This window comes from Butyrivibrio hungatei, from assembly GCF_001858005.1.
Classification (GTDB): domain Bacteria; phylum Bacillota; class Clostridia; order Lachnospirales; family Lachnospiraceae; genus Butyrivibrio; species Butyrivibrio hungatei.
Genome location: NZ_CP017831.1, coordinates 2,544,853 through 2,563,188 on the forward strand (window position 1 = coordinate 2,544,853; position 18,336 = coordinate 2,563,188).

22 protein-coding genes are annotated in these 18,336 nt (G+C 40.6%); all 22 read right to left on the minus strand.

Annotated features, from left to right (window positions below):
* Positions 1-14 precede the first annotated feature (14 nt).
* Positions 15-1,043, minus strand: a complete 1,029-nt coding sequence (locus tag bhn_RS11810; RefSeq protein ID WP_071176880.1) for a LacI family DNA-binding transcriptional regulator — start codon at positions 1,041-1,043, stop codon at positions 15-17.
* Between the two features lie 252 nt (positions 1,044-1,295).
* On the minus strand, positions 1,296-2,573 hold the full coding sequence (locus bhn_RS11815) for an MFS transporter (RefSeq protein ID WP_071176881.1): 1,278 nt from the start codon (positions 2,571-2,573) through the stop codon (positions 1,296-1,298).
* 251 nt (positions 2,574-2,824) lie between these two features.
* Positions 2,825-3,409 (minus strand): RpiB/LacA/LacB family sugar-phosphate isomerase, encoded by a 585-nt coding sequence (locus tag bhn_RS11820; protein WP_071176882.1) that lies wholly within the window; start codon positions 3,407-3,409, stop codon positions 2,825-2,827.
* 344 nt (positions 3,410-3,753) lie between these two features.
* Complete coding sequence (locus tag bhn_RS15615; RefSeq protein ID WP_193399756.1) at positions 3,754-3,918, minus strand: DUF3795 domain-containing protein; 165 nt, start codon at positions 3,916-3,918, stop codon at positions 3,754-3,756.
* A 132-nt stretch (positions 3,919-4,050) separates the two neighbouring features.
* The gene (locus bhn_RS11835) at positions 4,051-4,914 is read right to left on the minus strand and encodes a GNAT family N-acetyltransferase (RefSeq protein ID WP_071176885.1); all 864 of its coding nucleotides are present in this window, start codon (positions 4,912-4,914) and stop codon (positions 4,051-4,053) included.
* Positions 4,915-4,980: 66 nt separating this feature from the next.
* Entirely contained in the window at positions 4,981-6,318 is a 1,338-nt protein-coding gene (locus bhn_RS11840) for a C40 family peptidase (protein ID WP_236845915.1), read from the minus strand.
* A 104-nt stretch (positions 6,319-6,422) separates the two neighbouring features.
* Positions 6,423-7,361, minus strand: a complete 939-nt coding sequence (trxB, locus tag bhn_RS11845; RefSeq protein WP_071176887.1) for a thioredoxin-disulfide reductase — start codon at positions 7,359-7,361, stop codon at positions 6,423-6,425.
* Between the two features lie 97 nt (positions 7,362-7,458).
* On the minus strand, positions 7,459-8,235 hold the full coding sequence (locus bhn_RS11850) for an HAD family hydrolase (protein ID WP_071176888.1): 777 nt from the start codon (positions 8,233-8,235) through the stop codon (positions 7,459-7,461).
* Entirely contained in the window at positions 8,235-8,957 is a 723-nt protein-coding gene (gene ymfI / locus bhn_RS11855) for an elongation factor P 5-aminopentanone reductase (protein ID WP_071176889.1), read from the minus strand. Before ymfI ends, bhn_RS11850 begins: the two co-directional genes overlap by 1 nt.
* Positions 8,958-9,066: 109 nt before the next feature.
* Entirely contained in the window at positions 9,067-9,420 is a 354-nt protein-coding gene (locus bhn_RS11860) for a response regulator (RefSeq protein WP_071176890.1), read from the minus strand.
* Positions 9,421-9,433: 13 nt separating this feature from the next.
* Positions 9,434-10,318 carry a chemotaxis protein CheX gene (locus tag bhn_RS11865; protein WP_071176891.1) on the minus strand — a complete coding sequence of 295 codons (885 nt, stop codon included), beginning with the start codon at positions 10,316-10,318 and terminating at the stop codon, positions 9,434-9,436.
* 386 nt (positions 10,319-10,704) lie between these two features.
* The gene (locus tag bhn_RS11870; RefSeq protein ID WP_161487327.1) at positions 10,705-10,884 is read right to left on the minus strand and encodes a hypothetical protein; all 180 of its coding nucleotides are present in this window, start codon (positions 10,882-10,884) and stop codon (positions 10,705-10,707) included.
* A gap of 25 nt (positions 10,885-10,909) precedes the next feature.
* Positions 10,910-11,158: a hypothetical protein gene (locus tag bhn_RS11875; RefSeq protein ID WP_071176893.1), complete on the minus strand. Its 249-nt coding sequence runs from the start codon at positions 11,156-11,158 to the stop codon at positions 10,910-10,912.
* A gap of 19 nt (positions 11,159-11,177) precedes the next feature.
* Positions 11,178-11,510, minus strand: a complete 333-nt coding sequence (locus tag bhn_RS11880; protein ID WP_071176894.1) for a hypothetical protein — start codon at positions 11,508-11,510, stop codon at positions 11,178-11,180.
* Between the two features lie 14 nt (positions 11,511-11,524).
* Positions 11,525-11,983 carry a GNAT family N-acetyltransferase gene (locus tag bhn_RS11885; protein WP_071176895.1) on the minus strand — a complete coding sequence of 153 codons (459 nt, stop codon included), beginning with the start codon at positions 11,981-11,983 and terminating at the stop codon, positions 11,525-11,527.
* A 164-nt stretch (positions 11,984-12,147) separates the two neighbouring features.
* The gene (locus bhn_RS11890; protein WP_236845916.1) at positions 12,148-13,566 is read right to left on the minus strand and encodes an alanine/glycine:cation symporter family protein; all 1,419 of its coding nucleotides are present in this window, start codon (positions 13,564-13,566) and stop codon (positions 12,148-12,150) included.
* A 106-nt stretch (positions 13,567-13,672) separates the two neighbouring features.
* On the minus strand, positions 13,673-14,413 hold the full coding sequence (locus tag bhn_RS11895) for a class I SAM-dependent methyltransferase (protein ID WP_071176897.1): 741 nt from the start codon (positions 14,411-14,413) through the stop codon (positions 13,673-13,675).
* 45 nt (positions 14,414-14,458) lie between these two features.
* Positions 14,459-14,716 (minus strand): hypothetical protein, encoded by a 258-nt coding sequence (locus tag bhn_RS11900; RefSeq protein WP_071176898.1) that lies wholly within the window; start codon positions 14,714-14,716, stop codon positions 14,459-14,461.
* A 140-nt stretch (positions 14,717-14,856) separates the two neighbouring features.
* Entirely contained in the window at positions 14,857-15,483 is a 627-nt protein-coding gene (locus bhn_RS11905; RefSeq protein WP_071176899.1) for a GDSL-type esterase/lipase family protein, read from the minus strand.
* 159 nt (positions 15,484-15,642) lie between these two features.
* The gene (coaBC, locus tag bhn_RS11910; RefSeq protein WP_071176900.1) at positions 15,643-16,839 is read right to left on the minus strand and encodes a bifunctional phosphopantothenoylcysteine decarboxylase/phosphopantothenate--cysteine ligase CoaBC; all 1,197 of its coding nucleotides are present in this window, start codon (positions 16,837-16,839) and stop codon (positions 15,643-15,645) included.
* A gap of 12 nt (positions 16,840-16,851) precedes the next feature.
* On the minus strand, positions 16,852-17,634 hold the full coding sequence (locus bhn_RS11915) for a type III pantothenate kinase (protein WP_071176901.1): 783 nt from the start codon (positions 17,632-17,634) through the stop codon (positions 16,852-16,854).
* Between the two features lie 10 nt (positions 17,635-17,644).
* The gene (locus tag bhn_RS11920; protein ID WP_236845917.1) at positions 17,645-18,295 is read right to left on the minus strand and encodes an ECF transporter S component; all 651 of its coding nucleotides are present in this window, start codon (positions 18,293-18,295) and stop codon (positions 17,645-17,647) included.
* Positions 18,296-18,336: the final 41 nt, after the last annotated feature.

Consider the following 18,336-nt stretch of genomic DNA (forward strand, 5'->3'; position numbering starts at 1 on the left):
CGTTTTACTATGATTTACAGTTCTAAAACTGATTCTCTGTCAATCAAACGACACGGAACCTTGATCTCATCAGGTACTTCCTTGCCTTCCATCTTGTCAAAAAGAAATTCTACAGCTCTTTTACCGATCTGCAGACGGTCAATCCTCATGGTTGTAAGACGTGGTGTCATGAAATCAGATATCATCTCATCATCAAATCCTACGATTGATATATCTCTTCCAGCCTGCTTGCCATTTTCAAAAAGATATTTGTAAACACCACCAGCGTTTCTATCACTCATACAAAAGATTGCTGTAATATCCTTGGACAGCAATTCTTCTGCAGCTCCATAGCTAAGTTCCTTGCCCCATCCTGCATAGCATACAAGTTCAGGATTGTACAATATTCCTGCATCAAAAAGAGCCTTCTGATAGCCCAGAATTCTGAGCTTGGTATGGATATTCTCCTGTTCACCTGCCATAACGCCGATCTTGGTATGGCCTTTCTTGATAAGGTGCTCAACTATAAGCCTTGCCCCTTCTTCATCATCGATTACTACAGATGGCACATCTTTTTCTTGAGAATATGCGTAAGCAAGAACTGATGGTATCTGGTATTCACTTGGGAACCTGTGAATATTACGGGCATGACCAGCAACATAGACAATTCCATCTACTCTGATGGATGCCATCTCCTGAACCGCCGGATCCATGACCGAGTAGTACATCTTTTCATTGTCAAACCAAAGATCCTGCCATCTGGAATACAAACGAAGATTCTGAACTATAGTCCTGTAGCCCCTTTCTTCACATACTTCCATGATACCCTCAATGATCTCAGGAGTAGTGAACTGAACTATATCCTCTGCTATTACGCCTATAGTCTGAGTCTTTTGTTTTCTAAGGCCCTGAGCTACATAGTTCAATTTGTAGCCTCTTTCCTTGACTACGGCCATTACTTTTTCTCTAGTTTCTTCGCTAACTTTATTCTTGCCATTAAGAATATTTGAGACGGTAGCTGTAGAAACCCCACATTCTTTAGCTATCTCTTTTAAGGTTATCATTTTAATTTCCTGCCTCTAACATCAAAAAATCGCAGTACCTACCTGCGGTTAATCGTTTTATTTATTTTATTATACCGGCCTGATTATTGCAAGAAAAGAATGATCATCGCAAAAGATAATTCAACCATAAAATTCTCATGGTCTTGCTTCGAACCTTTTTTCATAAGACTCATGTTATCAGCAAACAAAAAACAGCCCCGGGCTTACACTCATTTGGGGCTGTTTTACACTGATATTCAGATTAAGGAATTCTTACTCAGTATATTTATATCTTTTCATAATCTGACCAGATATTATACAGATGGTTGTTCCTGTCACACCAAGAATAAACATCATCATTGCGGCGCCTGATCCCTTTCCGCTTCCGAAAAGAAAAGTCCAGAACGGATCATTACTTTTCAATGCCATAAATGGTTCGCAGATCTTGTCTACAAAGAGTCCGCCAAGGAAAAGTCCGATTGGAATAGTAAAGAACTGCAGAGTATTTCTGCAGGCATATACTCTTCCCTGAAGCTCTATTGGAATGACATTGCGCATTATTACATTCTGGTTGGCTGCCATGAGCGGAACAAACACCCATCCTATTATCTGGCCTATGCACCATAAAACAGAGCTTCTTGCAAAAGCCAGTAAAAAGTTCTCTATCCCCAGCGCAAAAAGCATCGTGAGATATATGACTCTTACCCTGTCCTTGGGCTTTGGCAAGATCATTGGAAGGAAACTTCCTGCCACCATGGCCAGTCCTGAGCATGCTGTTACGATTCCATAAACATTGTTACCTTTTTGAGGTATAACAAGGGCCGGAAGTACAGCATCAAAGGCTGAGGCTGTAAGGTTAACCCCCGCCATAAACAGTATTACAGTAAGTATGAGCGGGGTTTCCTTTAGGAACTTAAGTCCCTCCTTAGCCAGTTTGATCACGTTTTCGTCCTTACTTGTTCCGTCCTTGATCTCTGGCAATTTAATAAAGAACAATAATGCCACAAATGCTATGGCAAAAGACAGAAGATCTACCGCAATAACCGTATCCAACCCTGCCAGTCCATAAAGAGCTGCAGCTATGAGCGGATTGCCAATTGAAATAAGCGAACGGGACAATTGCTGAAAGCCACTGGTCTTCTGATAATGCTCTTTTGGTACGATAAGTGAATATGCCACTTCTGAAGCAGGCTGCTGAACAGTGTTCATGAGACCCGAAAAGGCATTGATGGCATATAGGTGCCACATGGTCAGTGTATCAGTTTTGTACAGTACAAATACAACAACCGTTGTAAGTGCCGCTAAAAGATCGCATATGAGCATGGTTTTCTTTTTATCGAATTTATCTGTTATTGCTCCGGCAAAAATGCTCATAATGACATATGGCGCATATGTACAGATTGTAAGTGCTGCAGTACTCAGCGCTGATCCAGTCTTTTCATACATCCACAGTGTCAGCGCAAATCCAGTTATTGCACTTCCAAGCTGTGACAAACTCTGTGTTATCCAAATTATGTAAAAATCTCTTAATTCCTTTATTCTGTTTTTCATTATTATTTAACCTCCATACAAATATTTTTCATCTGCATGGAGCATATACACTGCAATTGATCATGTCCTTCCTCCTTCTTGTTATTATAAACGGATATCATTCTTTTGACATCACTGTCAAATGCGCGCTTCGATATTCCATTCAATGAAAGCGCATCAGAAGTACTTGCCTTTAATAACTGTAAACTTATATTGACTCCTTGAAAAAACTTATTCCTGTTGAAATGCTATTTTATATTAGTCTTAGCCTATCATCCCTTCAGAAACTTGATCACATCATTCTTTTTATTTATTTTTTCAATGATTGATGCGTCTAATGAACCCAATAAATCTTCAAACTGAATCTGCGACTTTCTTCTTATTTCCTTAAGTATCTCAGTGTCTTTCAGCTTTCTTGCAGCTTCACTCTTTGGATATCCCTGTCCAAACGGCTCAGAAAAAAGCGCTTCTATTGTCTTTTCAAAGTTATCGACACCTGCCCAGGTGTAGTCTTCGCCTAACGGAAGTGAAATAGCATTACCATTATTGATCTGTGCAAACAGATAAGCGTCCTTAGGAGTAGGCGCATATCCACAAATTACTCCAGGCATACTGTTACACGCCAGCATCATTCCCTGGCCGGATGAACAACCGGTAACAACAAAGTCAACTGCGCCGCTTGAAAGTAGCAAACCAACAAGAACCGAAACATCTATATAGGAGTACTTTTCCTGCTCATCTAAAGTACATCCAAAGTTTATGACTTCAGCATCTTTAGGGGCATATCTTTTTACAGTATTAAAAATAAGCTCATTTTTTTCAGCCTGAGAGCTCGCTTGAATTATTCCTATTCTCATAACGTCATCCTTGTCAAACTAATCAATTATTTTATTTGGCCATTTGCAGATTCCCACCTCAAGAGCTCTTTCTTCCTTCAGATGAAAATCCGCATATTTACAATACCAGCAGCCTTTCAAGCTTGGAATTGCATCCTCTCTTGGGGTATATGCAGGACAGATATCTTCCGGCCACACACTTCCGTCTCTCTTGGGAATATCATAATTGTTTTTTTATTATCCATTAAAAGTAACTCTCCTTATTAGGTTCTTACAGCCTAAAATCCATATAACTATCCATAACTTCAGAATCCTCAATAATGTCCTTGTTTTCCATAAATCCCCCTGTCATAGTGTGAATTTCTTTAACTACAACACATTATATCAAAGTCCTGAGTTATCTCTACACCATTTAGCTCAGACCATTCTTTAGCAACCTTTGCTCTAAGCTCGTTGTCTTCATTAACCGTTGCTTTACGCGCGTCACACTGTTCACAATCAAGTCCGCAGAATGCGATATAATCCGTCATGGCCAATCTCCTTTTCCTAATGTGTTTTTCTTGATGCCACTCCCCTTTCACACCCTAATCTATCACAATAAAAAACAGCCCCTATCAGTTACACTGATAAAGGTCTGTTTTACACTTACTTTTTTGTGCGAATCATGCATGCGTTATAGCCTGCATAATGTATTCTTCATTCTGATTATCCTCGAAAAATTTCCCCTGAACAAAGAAGGTAGTGTCTTCCTCATGAAGCTCAGTTTTTTCAAAACCACCGGTGTCCTTCGGAGTAAAGCAAAGGACAACTTTCTTTATCTTAGATCCAAATGCCCTGATTACTTCATCTACTGCCCCATTCCCGATGATGGTATGTAAGATAAGTGTATCATCCTCCATTTCAGCAATGGCATAGCTACCACATTCCTCAATATAGAACAAGTTTTCCGTCATAAACTGCGAAAGATAGAACATATATAGTCCGGAATTTCCTACCATATACAACTGTGCGTTCTGCTCATTTGTATCAAGTATCTTAATAGCCCTGTCAAAATCATCCTTACCCTTAAGCGGAATATTTTGGGCTTTGCATTCATCGGATATTGTCACTTCTTTTGTATACTGATATTCCTTTGCTTCTTTAAAACCAAATTTAGGATAAAACTCAAGTACAGAATCATTGGCGAAGAGGTAGATTCCATCAACTTTTCCATCATAATCTTTTATAACCTCTTCCATCAAGACTCTGGCATACCCTTTTCCTCTATGATCATTGTCCGTCATGATTGTACCAAGTTGGATCAGCTTTACAATTTTACCCTTATAATTCATATTGCAGGCGTTGACTGAAACATTTGAAACAACCTCTCCATCTATTACTACAGAATATGGAATGTAGTTATCCTTCCAAAAACCGTTTTGATACCAATTTTCAAAATTTAGCCCAAAGGTCTTTTCGGCAAGTCTGTTAAAAGATGCCCTAAGAGCATCATTGTTCCTGTAATTCTTTTCTATACAATAATTCATAATTTCATTCTCCATAAAAAAGCCGAATGATAGTTCTCACTACCATTCGGCCAATATTTATAAGAATTAGAAGATTCTTCTGACTGCAAGTACTGTACGGTAATCAGCATTTGAAATCTTGATACCTGTAGATGCTGTTGATGCATGAACGATCTGTCCATTACCAATATAGATAGCTACATGGCCTGAGTAACATACGATATCACCAGGCTGAGCATTTGCAAGTCCATCTACAGCTGCACCTACGCTTCTGTCTGCACCAGATGAATGAGGAAGACTAACACCGAAGTTAGCGTAAACACTCATTACGAATCCTGAGCAGTCAGCACCATTTGTAAGTGATGTACCGCCATATACATAAGGATTGCCAACAAACTGCTGAGCAAACTGTGATACAGCAGATCCGATAGAACTTGTATCTGTTGTATATGAGCTAGCTGAGTTATAGCTTGTCTTACCTGAAGATTCAGCATTCTTGGAAGTACCTTTTCTTGCGGCTGCCTGAGCTGCTTCTCTGGCTGCCTTTTCTTTTGCAAGTCTGGCTTCCTCTTCTGCCTTTGATTCAGCTTCTACGAATTCAGTGGAAAGTGTTACGTAGTCAAGTGATACATAACCATCACCTTCCTCGATACTAACCTTAACCCATCCGTCAAGCTCTTCTTCGACAACAAGTTCGTCTTCGATAGGAACAAGTCCAAGGACCTCTTCATCAAGTCCCGGGCCACTTCTAACTTTAAGAGTTGTAGTTGTAACTGTTGCAATTCTAGTTCCAACTTCCTTGGCAAGTTCAACAGCATCTTCGCCAGTTACACAATATTCTGCTTTGACGTAACCTTCAACTGTACCAGATTTGATCTTGTACCAGCCGTTTTCCTCTTCTATGAAAGTACCTACTGACTTGTCATATAACTTACCAATGATCTCACCATCTTCTTCACTAGGAAGATCGCGGACATTTACATAATCATTAACCTTTGCAATAACAAGGCTCTTAAAACGCTCTTCTTCGGCTTCTTCTGCTGTAGAAGCACCTTCAGATGAGCTATCTTTCTTACCAATTACTGCGCCTGTAGCGCTCTGAATATCTTTAAGGATGTTTTCCGTAATAGTTGATGCCAGCGGTGTTTCATCAGTTACTGCTGATGAATTAGCAATTTCACTGTTCGCCTCCTTGCTAGTACTTACTGAGCTGGAATTATCAGTCTTTGGTGAGTTCTCATCAACAGACTGCTGAAGTGCTGAAAGAGAAACCTGATTATCACCAAGCGCATATGTTATACCTGCCTGTGGCAGAACAGTTTTTACCTTATTGGATGATGCCGCTGAAGCATCAATACTCATATTGGAAAATATAAGGGCAGCTGTCATACCAAGAACGGCAAGCTGCTTTGCTCTATTTTTCAAAGTGGGCCTCCAAATCATCAAAATCAATTGTTACATTTTTTTTCACATTTGATATAAATATACGCCTTTTGATCATTTTTGTCAAATTTTATCAATTTTTCATATCACTTCTCTTTGCCCACAAGGAAGTCCTGAACCGCAGTAACAGCGTTTGCGCCGTCTGCTACAGCCGTAACGATCTGACGCAATCTCTTTTGTCTAGAATCACCAGCCACAAATATACCCGCCTTCGAAGTTGCACAATCTTCTCCTGCAATTACATATCCTTTTTCATCAAGTTCAACAATATCAGCAAAAAGGTCTGTAGAAGGATGTATACCTATAGCAACAAATATTCCGTCCACATCAAGTTTCTTCATCTCTTTATTCTTTACGTTCTCTATCTGAAGATGAGTAACCTTATCTTCGCCGTCAATTTCTTTTACTACGCTGTCCCAAATTACTTCTACATTATCAAGGCCAAAGAGCTCTTCCTGGAGTATCTTGGTTGCTCTGAGCTCATCTCTTCTGTGGATAAGGTAAACCTTGCTGCAAAATCTTGCAAGGAATATAGCATCCTCAACTGCCACATCACCGCCGCCGTTAACAGCTGTGACTTTGCCTCTATAGAATGCTCCATCACAAGTTGCACAGTATGATACACCCTTACCGATGTATTCTTCTTCACCAGGAATGCCAAGTTTGGAGTGATGAGCACCTGTTGCAAGAAGTACCGTGTGAGTTTCATATGAAGAGTCCTCAGTCACAACCTTAAATACTGGTGCCTTGGTATTAGAACCTTCTGAAACACATTCAATGCCAGTTACAACGCCGTCAACAAACTCTGCGCCGAGCTTATCAGCATGCTCTCTAAACTTCATACCAAGATCAAATCCGTTAACTCCTGGGATTCCAAGGTAATTATCCACCTCATAGGTATCAATTATCTGGCCTCCGCTTACTGGATTTTTTTCTATAATGATCATGTTAAGTCCAGCTCTTTTAGCATATACAGCTGCTGAAAGTCCCGCTGGTCCTGAACCTACAATAACTAAATCGTACATAGTAGCCTCCTTGAATCAAAAAGCAAATTTAAATTGTACACAATTGAATTTTATCATTTAATCGTTTTTTGTAAATAGTTTTTTTCTAAAATAAAAATTAAATGATGTTGTATTTCTCTAGAGCCTTGTATATTCCGTCGTTTTCAAGGAAATCCGTTACATCATTCGCATATTTTTTAGCATCTTCAGATGCTCTACCCATAGCAATGCCCACATTAGCTGTAATGAGCATCTCTTTGTCGTTGATACTATCTCCAAAAGCAATCGTATTCTTGATATCTTCGCCAAGAAGCTCGCAAACCTTCTCTATACCTGTCCCTTTGTTAAATCCCTTAGGAACCATCTCACAGATATTCTCAGTGTGAAGCATCACATCGTAGAGATCCTCAAGCTCCTTAAAGCAGCTTTCTTTGTCCGCACCATTGGTGTCACAGGAGAGCTTGTTGATCTCCCAATTGCCCCAGTTATCCTTGATTCCAAGGCGCCTGTCACCCATTTCAGTCATGACCTTCATGCCATACATGTCGTCCTTGAAATCTTCATATTCCATATAAAGATACTTTGGTCCCTCGAGGATTGGCTTAAATCCATACCTTCCGATAGTCTCAACTGTTCTAATGCATTCATCCCTAGTAAGAAGCTTATTAAAGATAACTTCGTCTCCATACTCGATCATGCAGCCGCATGCTGACACGATTCCATCAAAGCCTATGCCCAAAAGGTCTTTATGCTTGATATGAGCCCTTGCTCGTCCTGAATTGATAAAACACTTATGTCCGTTCTTTCTAGCCTTCCTGATGCCTTCTATGGTGCTCTCAGGTATGTAATTCTTGTAATCCCAAATTGTTCCGTCTACGTCAAAAAATAAAACCATTAGATCCAACCACCATCTATCCTAATAATCTGTCCTGTCATGTATGCAGGGGCATCAGCAAGCATCACAGCAAGTCTGGCAACTTCTGATGTATCCCCCATTCTTCCTGCAGGAATCTCCTCGCAGAGCTCATCCAGATCTTCCTTTGTAAGATGATCTCTGTTCATATCTGTATCTATGACACCGCAGGATATTGCATTAACCTGCACTCCGCTTGGTGCCAGCTCTTTGGCCAGTGCCTTGGTAAAAGAGTTAACGCCGCCCTTAGAGGCTGAATAGGCAACTTCGCATGACGCACCAACTTCGCCCCATACAGAAGTGATGTTGATGATCCTTCCTGAATGCTTTTTAACCATCATAGGAACCGCAAACTTGGAGGTATTAAACAGGCTGTCAAGATTAGTAGACATCATGCTATCCCAATCTTCTTTTTCCATATCTGTCAAAAGACCTATAAAAGCTACGCCTGCGTTGTTGACTACAATGTCAATATCTGGAATTTCTGAGAACATCTCTTTTACCGCCGTATAGTCACCAGCATCGCATTTATAACAGTGGCAAGTTACACCGTACTCTGCAGTTAGATCCTTTGATAGTTTCCCTAGTTCTTCAATATTCTTTTTACATGTTAAAAAGAGCTCGTCTTTTTCTTTGGCAAAAGCCTCTGCGATCGCTCTTCCTATTCCTCTGGAAGCTCCAGTAATAAGGACTTTTCTGTTCACTTTTTTACCTTTCTATATGCACAAATGCACAACTATTCCTATTCTAACAAAAAAAGCCTGATATGAAACGTTAAAATTTCATATCAGGCCCAAAATTCATATAAACATATCAGCAACGTTTCATTGCATCTAAAACCGATTCTTCGATGAAAGGCTTTGAAACAAACTCGGCAGCTCCAAGCTTTAATGCCTCCATCATCTTTTCCTTCTGTCCTGCAGCTGTTATCATAACAACCTTCGCATCAGGAAAGCTCTTTTTAATGAGCTTAAGTGACTCAATGCCATCCATCTCAGGCATTGTGATATCCATTGTCACAATGTCTGGCTGGAGCTTAACATAGCTGTCAAAGCCCTCTCTGCCGTTTACAGCTTCGCCTACGATCTTGTAGCCAGCTCTTTCTAATATATCCCTCAAAACCCTTCTGGATGTTCTGGAATCATCAACTATCAGCACGTTTTTCATATTTTGTCCTCCATCAGATGTTAGTATCGCCCTTAACTGAAATAATATATTTTATCTGTGCTCCACTGATATGAACTGGCAGCACCGTGATTTCCTCGCTTGTTACTTCCTGATGATTCACATAAAAATCCGGTGGTTCAAGCTCAATCTTTGCTTCCTGCTGGCTTCTGTCTGTGGCATAGAGACCATTGATACAGTTGATAAGCTCGCAGACTGCATCCAGCGCATCCTCTCTAGTATCAATAAATTCTTCCTTGGTATATGCAACTGCCATCTTCTGCACATCGTCATACTTGCCTGCAATTGCTACAAAGGCTTTTTCATCCTGATGGAACTTCTGATATCCCAGAACTTCCTCATTTACAGCCGTGGTAAAAGAAGCTTCTCCAACATAGACATGATTATCAACCAGTCTATAAAGGTTTTTGACTCCCATGGAGAACATCCTTATAAGCTGCTCATTTTCAGTCTTTAGGAAAATAGGAACCATCCTATCTACTTCACCAGACTTAAGAGTTGCCATATCTGTTTCCGTGAAGCCATGCTCCCTCTGGTATTTGTCTTCTGCTTCATGAAGTTGTTCAACGGAAAGAAAGCCAAGATCAACAATGGCCTGCAGAAATGCAAGATAAGAATTACCCTGAAGCTCTAGCAGTCTTCCCACCTGAGTTTCAGTCAGATATCCCTTGTCAACAGCGATATCACCAAAGCGCATATCCATAGTAGCCTGCAGCATATTAACCTGCTCGGCCTGCGCTATAGACATAAGCTTCTCATTAACAGCAATGACTCCAAGCTTAGCTCTGTGAGAGTCCTGAATCTTGTACGCCTCATTTAGCTGCCCCGATGTCAGGAGCTGTTCCTTAACAAGATAATCACCTAATAGCCTGTCTAACATAATTTCTTCTCCTAGTAAAAAAGCTTGCTGCTCTTTTATGTATAAGACAAAAATACGGACAATAGCCTACTGTAATACCATTGTAGACTATTATCCGTTCATAAACAAGCTATTTAGTAAAAACACAAGGTGTGTTCTCTCGTGAGGTGCGTGAACGCTGCCTTTGTGGCTTCTGGCTTCTAGCGTTGATTTTGTCCCTTGCGCCTCTGTACGCTGAATTTTGTCAATATTGAAACATTTCCCGCAAATCTTTACCCCTAAACTCCTGATTATGGGTAAAGTTTTTTCAAAACGCCTTACTCATTGAAAATCAAGCTTGAAAAAAGGGGTTAAAACAGCCCAAAAGGGTAAAGAATAATCAAAAAAGTTCTCATATTGCCTTCATTTTAGAGTACAAAAGCCCTAACACAAAAAATAACAACTCCTGCCAAGATGGATATTCCGACTTGTAACTTCTTTTTATTTTCTTTTGACAATCTCTTTCCTGTAATTAGATCAATTATCAGTGTTAAAAGTAATCCAATAAATGCTGCCATTGCAGTAATATATGCAAGTGCAACAAGCATAATAGCTAAATGAAACATATATACTTCACCTCAAATCTTCTTTAGAAATTTCAATAGATGGATAATGCTCAAGTAAAGTCAGATCTTCATCCATCGGAACCTCATATTCCATATAAAAATTATCAGGATTTGCTTCCTGAAGTTCCTCAAGTTTATTCTTCACATTCTGCTCATCTTCAGAAACATAGACGACAGAAACAACTCCGACATTCTCGCTCTGATTCTGGCTACTTGGCTCAACGCTTCCACACAGAATCATCCTTACTTTTTTCATAATACTCCTCCAAAAGACTTCAATTGTCAGCCTTATACTTCTTTGTAATCACCAATATATACACCGCCATCATGGCAATAACTTCAAATACAACTCCAAGAAGTGACAGCAAGATAAGTGGTGAATTCTGACCATCAAGCAGTGGAAGTCCAAGTAAAACAAATACAAGCCCAAAGACAATAAATAGTATTCCCATTGCTCGGTTATAATTCTTCACATCATTTACTTCAAACTGCTTAATGTTCGCCCAGAAGTTCACAGCTTTCTTTGAAAAAAATGCGCTGACTCCAATTCCAATAAAAACAAGTCCAACCATTGCCCAAATGGCAAATCCCATAATTACTCCTACCATACTACCTTCCCCCTTCATTCAACAAGTTCCATCTCATCATTCATCTTCACAAAGCCATATCTCTCATATAGTGGTCTTCCCATGTCAGTAGCCTCTAGTGAAATAGCAGACACACCCTGAGCCTTTGCATCCTTCACTAATATATCAAGCGTATTATAAGCTATACCACGCCTTCTATGATCTGGAGCAGTGTACATATTCATGATATAAGCCTTCCTGCCAGAGGGATTATGATACGTCGGCATAACTCTAAAATAGCTCACGCCTCCTGCACCAACAAACTCTCCATCATCAAACACAAGATACGCAGTATGACTTCCATCTAAAAGAGCTTTCTCATAATAATCTCTTGATTCGCGCTCCACTTCGGACATATCAACATTGTCATCAAGCTTGTTTGCAGCGCGAAGGACCGTAATTCTCGTACCAACTAGCACATCAAGATCATCTATAGTAGCTTTCCTGTACTCCATGCAGCTATCTCCTATTTCGTCACTCTATAAATCCCATACCACGTCTTACTGTAGTAAAATTATAAATTTCTGAATGTGCATTTTTATATTTAGCTTATTTTATGCTACTTCCCACAAAAAGAAAAGCCCTAGGCCGCATAGCCTAAGGCTTTTTCACTAATTATTTATAGCAAAACTCCATTCTGAGAATTTTTTACAGTTGGAATCTCAGTTTCGTCCTTATCTTCCAAATGTTCCCCTGAGTACTTCTGAGTCTCTTTTGCTATTACATCAGACAAAAGAAGCACCGCAATAATGTTAGGGATCGCCATTAGCCCATTGAAAAGGTCCGCGATATTCCAAATAAGGTTAAGCTCAACAACAGAGCCAACAAATACTGCAGCCACCCACAGACACTTGTAGATGATGATGACCTTTTCTCCAAAAAGATAAACAGCGCATCGCTCACCATAGTAGTACCAGCCAAGGATCGTAGAAAATGAAAATGTGATAAGACCTATAACAAGGATAGGCACTCCGATCACAGGAATTCTGCCAAATGCAAGAGATGTAAGCTCTGAGCCATTGCCAGAAAGTGCATCAATTCCGGGATTCTTGATGATGCTTGAAACAAGAACAAGTCCTGTCATGAGACATACAACAACCGTATCCCAGAAGGTTCCTGTCATAGAAACAAGAGCCTGTCTCTTAGGGTTTCTAGTCTGTGCTGCAGATGCCACAAGTGGAGCAGATCCCATTCCTGATTCATTAGAGAAAAGACCTCTCGCAAAACCGTATCTGCACGCAAGTGCCACTGTGCTTCCCACAAATCCGCCGCCTGCAGCCTTGGTAGTAACTGCAGAATTTATAATAGTAAGAACTGTCTCACCAAGAACATCAGCGTTCATCACTAAGATCACAAGACATCCAACAATGTAAAAAAGAGCCATGAAAGGCACAAGTCTTTCAGAAACCTTAGTGATAGACTTGATTCCGCCAAGGATTACAAGTCCAACTACAACGCACAAGAAAATTGCTGTTCCATACATTATCATCTTGTCAGTGCGCTCATCACCAGAAAAGTTCTGTCTGATATTAGTTACTATAGCATTTGCCTGCACCATGCAGCCAATTCCAAAGGCGCATACAGCTGCAAGAAAAGCAAATATGATACCAAGATATTTCTTGTTAAGACCTCTGTCTAAAGCATACATAGCTCCACCGATCATGGAACCATCTTCACTCTTAACCCTGTATTTAACTGAGATCAAAGTCTCTGCGTACTTGGTAGCTATACCAAAGATACCAGTAAGCCACATCCAAAGCACCGCTCCAGGTCCGCCCAGGGCAATAGCTGTACCAACGCCGATGATATTACCTGTTCCAATAGTAGATGAAAGAGCTGTAGTAAGGGCTCCAAACTGTGATACATCACCTTCCACATCAGGATCTTTTGTTACAGAAAGCTTGATTGCTTTAAAAATATCTTTCTGTATAAATCCTGTTCTAAACGTCATAAAAATATGTGTTCCAAATAAAAGTATGATAAGTGGCCATCCCCATAAAAAGCCGTCTATCTTCTCGATAATTTCCGAAAAACTCAACCTAACTAATTCCTCTCTTATTTTTTTCCGCCCGAATATTATATCACAATAATAAAAAATGAGCCCTAGGGACGGAGGTTAGGGCTCATTTTGGAAACTGGTTTATTTACTTTTTACTTGCACGAATTATCAGGAAATCCGGCTTGTGATATAGATCTGTGTAATCAGGATACTTAGCTAATATCTCATCATTTGGAAGTGGCTCCACCATCTTATCAATGACAAATCCGCCTTCAACTAATGTATTAACTATTGTTGAGAACATCCTGTGATACTTCTTTATATTATCTACAAACCAGCTACTCTCATTCTCCCTTTCGTAGCCGTAACCTTTAAGGTTGAGGTAGATCTTTTCGCCATTCTCATCTCTTGTCCATCTCTCTCCGCCGCTAAAGCAGGTACTAAATGGATGCTCCTGGGAAAAGATAAACTGGCCGCCATCAGCTAAAAGGCTATTAATAGTCTTCACTGCTCCCGAAAAGTCTTCAACATAATGGAATGCCAGTGAACTGATGACTATGTCAAACTTCTCAGTGATCTTGCCAATATCCTCGATTGGCATAAGTTCATAGGTGATCTTTGGATCGCTGTTTTCTTTTCTTGCTACTTCAAGCATCTTTTCAGAAATGTCTATGCCATAAACTCTCTCAGCTCCCATGCGAACATATTCCTTGCAATGCTCGCCAAATCCGCAGCCAAGGTCTAAGACTCTTTTCCCCTTCATATCTGGTAGAAGTGAGAAAAGAACTGGAATCTCAAAGAGGTCATTGGCGTTCTTCTCGCCAGCTCTAAGTTTCTTGTAACCGTCAAAAAAAGTTTCGTTGTCAAAAATATTCTGCTGTGCCATCTTTTTTCTCCTCCGAAAATGAGCCCAAACCTCCGTCCCTGTGGCTCATTTTTTCAAACATCTGACTATAGTTACTATGATTGAGATCAAACTAACAACTGCCCCAACTACAAGCGTTAAGCCTGGAAGAATGATTGATAATACTGGTATTGGATGTCCATGAGCCTCGGGATTCCAAGGTATCAAATGTACGTCCGCATACATACCCAAAAAAATGCTGCACACAAATAATGCTAACATAATAGGTATCAAGATCAGCGCCCTATATGGGCTTTTCGTTTTCTTTTCTTCTATTTGTTCCATTCCCCAACTCTCTCCTTTGCAAATATGCTGTGAGCCAGCGTATGAGCCCACTTAACAACTATAACAAAAAACAGGCTAAGGATTCAAACAAATCTTAGCCCGTTTAGCACTTTTTATTTTCTTTTTTTGACAAAAACGCTTCATGTAACCTTCATATCATGAAGCTTCTTCACAACTGCGTTTGCAAGATTACTATGTCCGCCTTCGTCCATATGCTCGTCATCTACGCTGCTAGGCATCGCAAAATCAGATGCAGCAAGGAACTGATCACCTCTCTTAGAAGCTATGCGCTGATATTCCTCTTTAAGGCCTTTACTGGTCTCAACAGAAAAAGAGTCAAACTCAGGATCTTTTTCCGGTCTCCAAACCTCAGCACCAAGCTCGATTGGAGATATCACAAGGATATTCTCAGGATCAACATACTTTTCTAATTCGTCAAGGCAGATTTCAAGGCCTTTGCCAATGATATGTGGATTGGCGCCAAATCTCTTTTTACAGTCATTTGTACCAAGCATGATGATTGCAGCGTCCAATGGGTAATTGCTCTCAAGTGACAATGAAAGGGTTTCCGCGCCCTTCCTAAAAGGTCTTAGCTGATCCTCAAACACTGTTGTTCTGCCACAGAGCCCATCTTCGATTATTCTCGCATTATCCTTTAATTCTTCTTGCACAAGACTTGTCCATCTGATGCCCCAGTCATACCTATCTGTGGTGCCAGGGATGAGTCCCCAAGTATTTGAATCTCCGAATGCAAGTATGTTAGACATAAATTTTCCTCTCTCATAATTAACCGCAAACAATCCACATATCTTATGAATTAATCATAAGAGCTGTCAGCCTATCACACAATTAAGGAAAACTTATCGTCTTCTATTGGTTTTAATTTATGTCCACCAAAAATGAGCCACAACCTCCGTCCCTAGGGCTCATTTTAGCTCCAGAATCGCACTTAGGATTTTCTTTGCAGCCTCGTCCTTACTCATGAGTTCCAGCTGAGTTTCGTTATCTTTTGTTAAAAGAGTTATAACATTAGTATCTACGCCAAAACCAGCTCCTGGAGTTTTTAAATTGTTAGCGCAGATCATATCTAGATTCTTTTTCTGAAGCTTTTTCCTTGAATTATCGATCATATCCTTAGTTTCCATGGAAAAGCCGCAAAGAATCTGTCCTTCTCTCTTATGGGCACCAAGCCAGGCAAGAATGTCTTCCGTTCTCTTAAGGCTTATTGCAAGATCTGAGCCATCCTCCGATTTTTTGATCTTGTCGTTTGCAAATGTTACAGGAGTATAGTCTGCAACAGCTGCAGCCTTAATGATGATATCCTGTTCACTTGCTCTGCTTGTGACTTCTCGGAACATATCTGCCGCAGAAGTTATCCTTACAACATTTACATAAGATGGAACCTCGATATCTATAGGTCCTGCAACCAGAGTAACGTTAGCACCTCGCTTTGCTGCTGCCCTGGCAAGCGCCACGCCCATCTTGCCTGTTGAATGATTGGTAATAAATCTTACAGGATCAATTGCTTCTCTTGTAGGGCCAGCTGTTACGAGAACGTTTAGCCCTTCCATATCTTTGTTAAAAGAAACTTCGCTTACTATAGTCTCTAAAATCTTAGCAGGTTCTTCCATTCTGCCTTTACCAACAGTTCCGCAGGCTAGATAGCCATCTCCTGGAGTTACGATAATATACCCAAGATCTTTTAATGTTTGCAAATTCCTCTGAGTCACAGGGTTATCATACATCTTGGTATTCATTGCAGGTGCAATTATCTTGACACAGTTGCAGGCAAGAGCTGTAGTTGCCAGCATATCATCTGCGATTCCGCAGGCAAGCTTAGCAATGCAGTTTGCTGTAGCAGGAGCTATCACAAGAGCGTCAGCTTTGTCAGCTAGAGCTATATGCTCAACTTCCCAAGGATGATTTCTGTCAAAAGTATCAGTAACGCATCTATTGTGTGTCAGTGCCTCGAATGTTAGAGGTGTAATGAACTGTGTTGCATTCTCAGTCATTATGACATCAACATTTGCATGCTGTTTTACCAGCTTAGAAGCAAGGTCTGCCGTCTTGTATGCAGCAATTCCTCCAGTTACTCCAAGTAATATATTTTTTCCTTCTAACATCCTACAATCTCCTTACTTGTTTGCCACAAAGATATCTCTAAGTCCTCTTAGCAAAAGATCAGGCTCATAATGGACCTTTGCATCGCACTTTATCCATGGAATTACAAGTTTTCCAAGGCCGCCAGTTACCACAACCTTAAGCTCAGGCATTTCGTATGTAAGCCTTTTTGCAAGTTCTGATAGCATCAGCCCACATCCGACTACAGCACCGGACATCATGTTTGATGATGTATCTTTTCCCAGTAGTTCTTTTACCTCAGAAGCTCTAAGTTTAGGAAGCTGAGAAGTATGCTCCGCCTCTGCGTTTAGAGACAGCTGAACTCCGGGGCAGATCATTCCGCCAATTATCCTGCCCTTATGATGAGCATCGCCCAGATCAGCTACAGTAATAGTGGTGCAGGTACCAAGGTCGCACACAAGAGCAGGTGCTCCATACATAGTCGCAGCGGCAGTCACATCCACAATACGGTCCATGCCGATGCTTCCCGGTGCATATTCAGAAAGGTCAATTCCAGTATCAAGAAGAGGCCCCATTAATAGCGGCCTCCTTCCTGTAATCTCTTTAAGCGCGTCAAGGCAAACGTCATTTAGCTCAGGAACTACAGAAGACAAAATCGCCCCCTCATAGGCACATTCTGCTCCGCAAACACCAAATTCAGTAAAGGCATACTGTAGCTCTTTTACCAAATAATCTCTTCTAGTCTGTATCCTGCCAGTCCGTTCTAGGGACTCTCCATCCCACACCCCGACAACAATATTCGAATTTCCTATATCAACTGTTAATATCTTTCCCATGAAAAGAATCTCATCCTCTGTGAAGCACCTTGGAAAGCACTACTCCAAGAGTACCAGCAAGGATACATCCAATAACGGCCTCAACTGTAGCCTGAACGCCAACCATAGCAACTACGAATGCAAATGGATTTGTAGCGTTGTATTTGGTCACCATACCCTGAACATACTCAGTATTGTAGAAAAAGAGACACAAAGTTCCCATGAAGAATACCGTGTTGAAGATTGGCATAAGAGCGCCAGTGATGTAATATGAAGCCGGCTTGAGCTTACCTCTGTGCAAAGCCTTATAAATAAAGCTAACAAGTGTAGCATCCAAAACTCTTGCTACTACTGCTGTAAAAAATGCTCCGATTGGATTAATGGAAAAAAGTGTTGAAAGCATTAAGCTAGATCCTGTAAAGGCACCAACAAAGCTGTTAAGGCCAAACACTAATCCGCAGATGATACCTGCCTGTGGTCCGATGAGCATTGCTGCTAAAGCAACTGGTACAGTTACGATAGAAGCCTTCAGAATTGGTGTAGGAATTGTACCGAGAACGGTATTACCCATGATCAGAACGATTGCGATCATAAGGGCAGTCTCCACCATGAAACGTGTCTTGCTGCTAAGTCCGATTGACTCCTCCGTAGTCTTGCGGCCAAGCATTGATGTGTTATCCATATTCAATTCTCCTTTTAGAAAAAAGCTACCGTTTCGGGCAT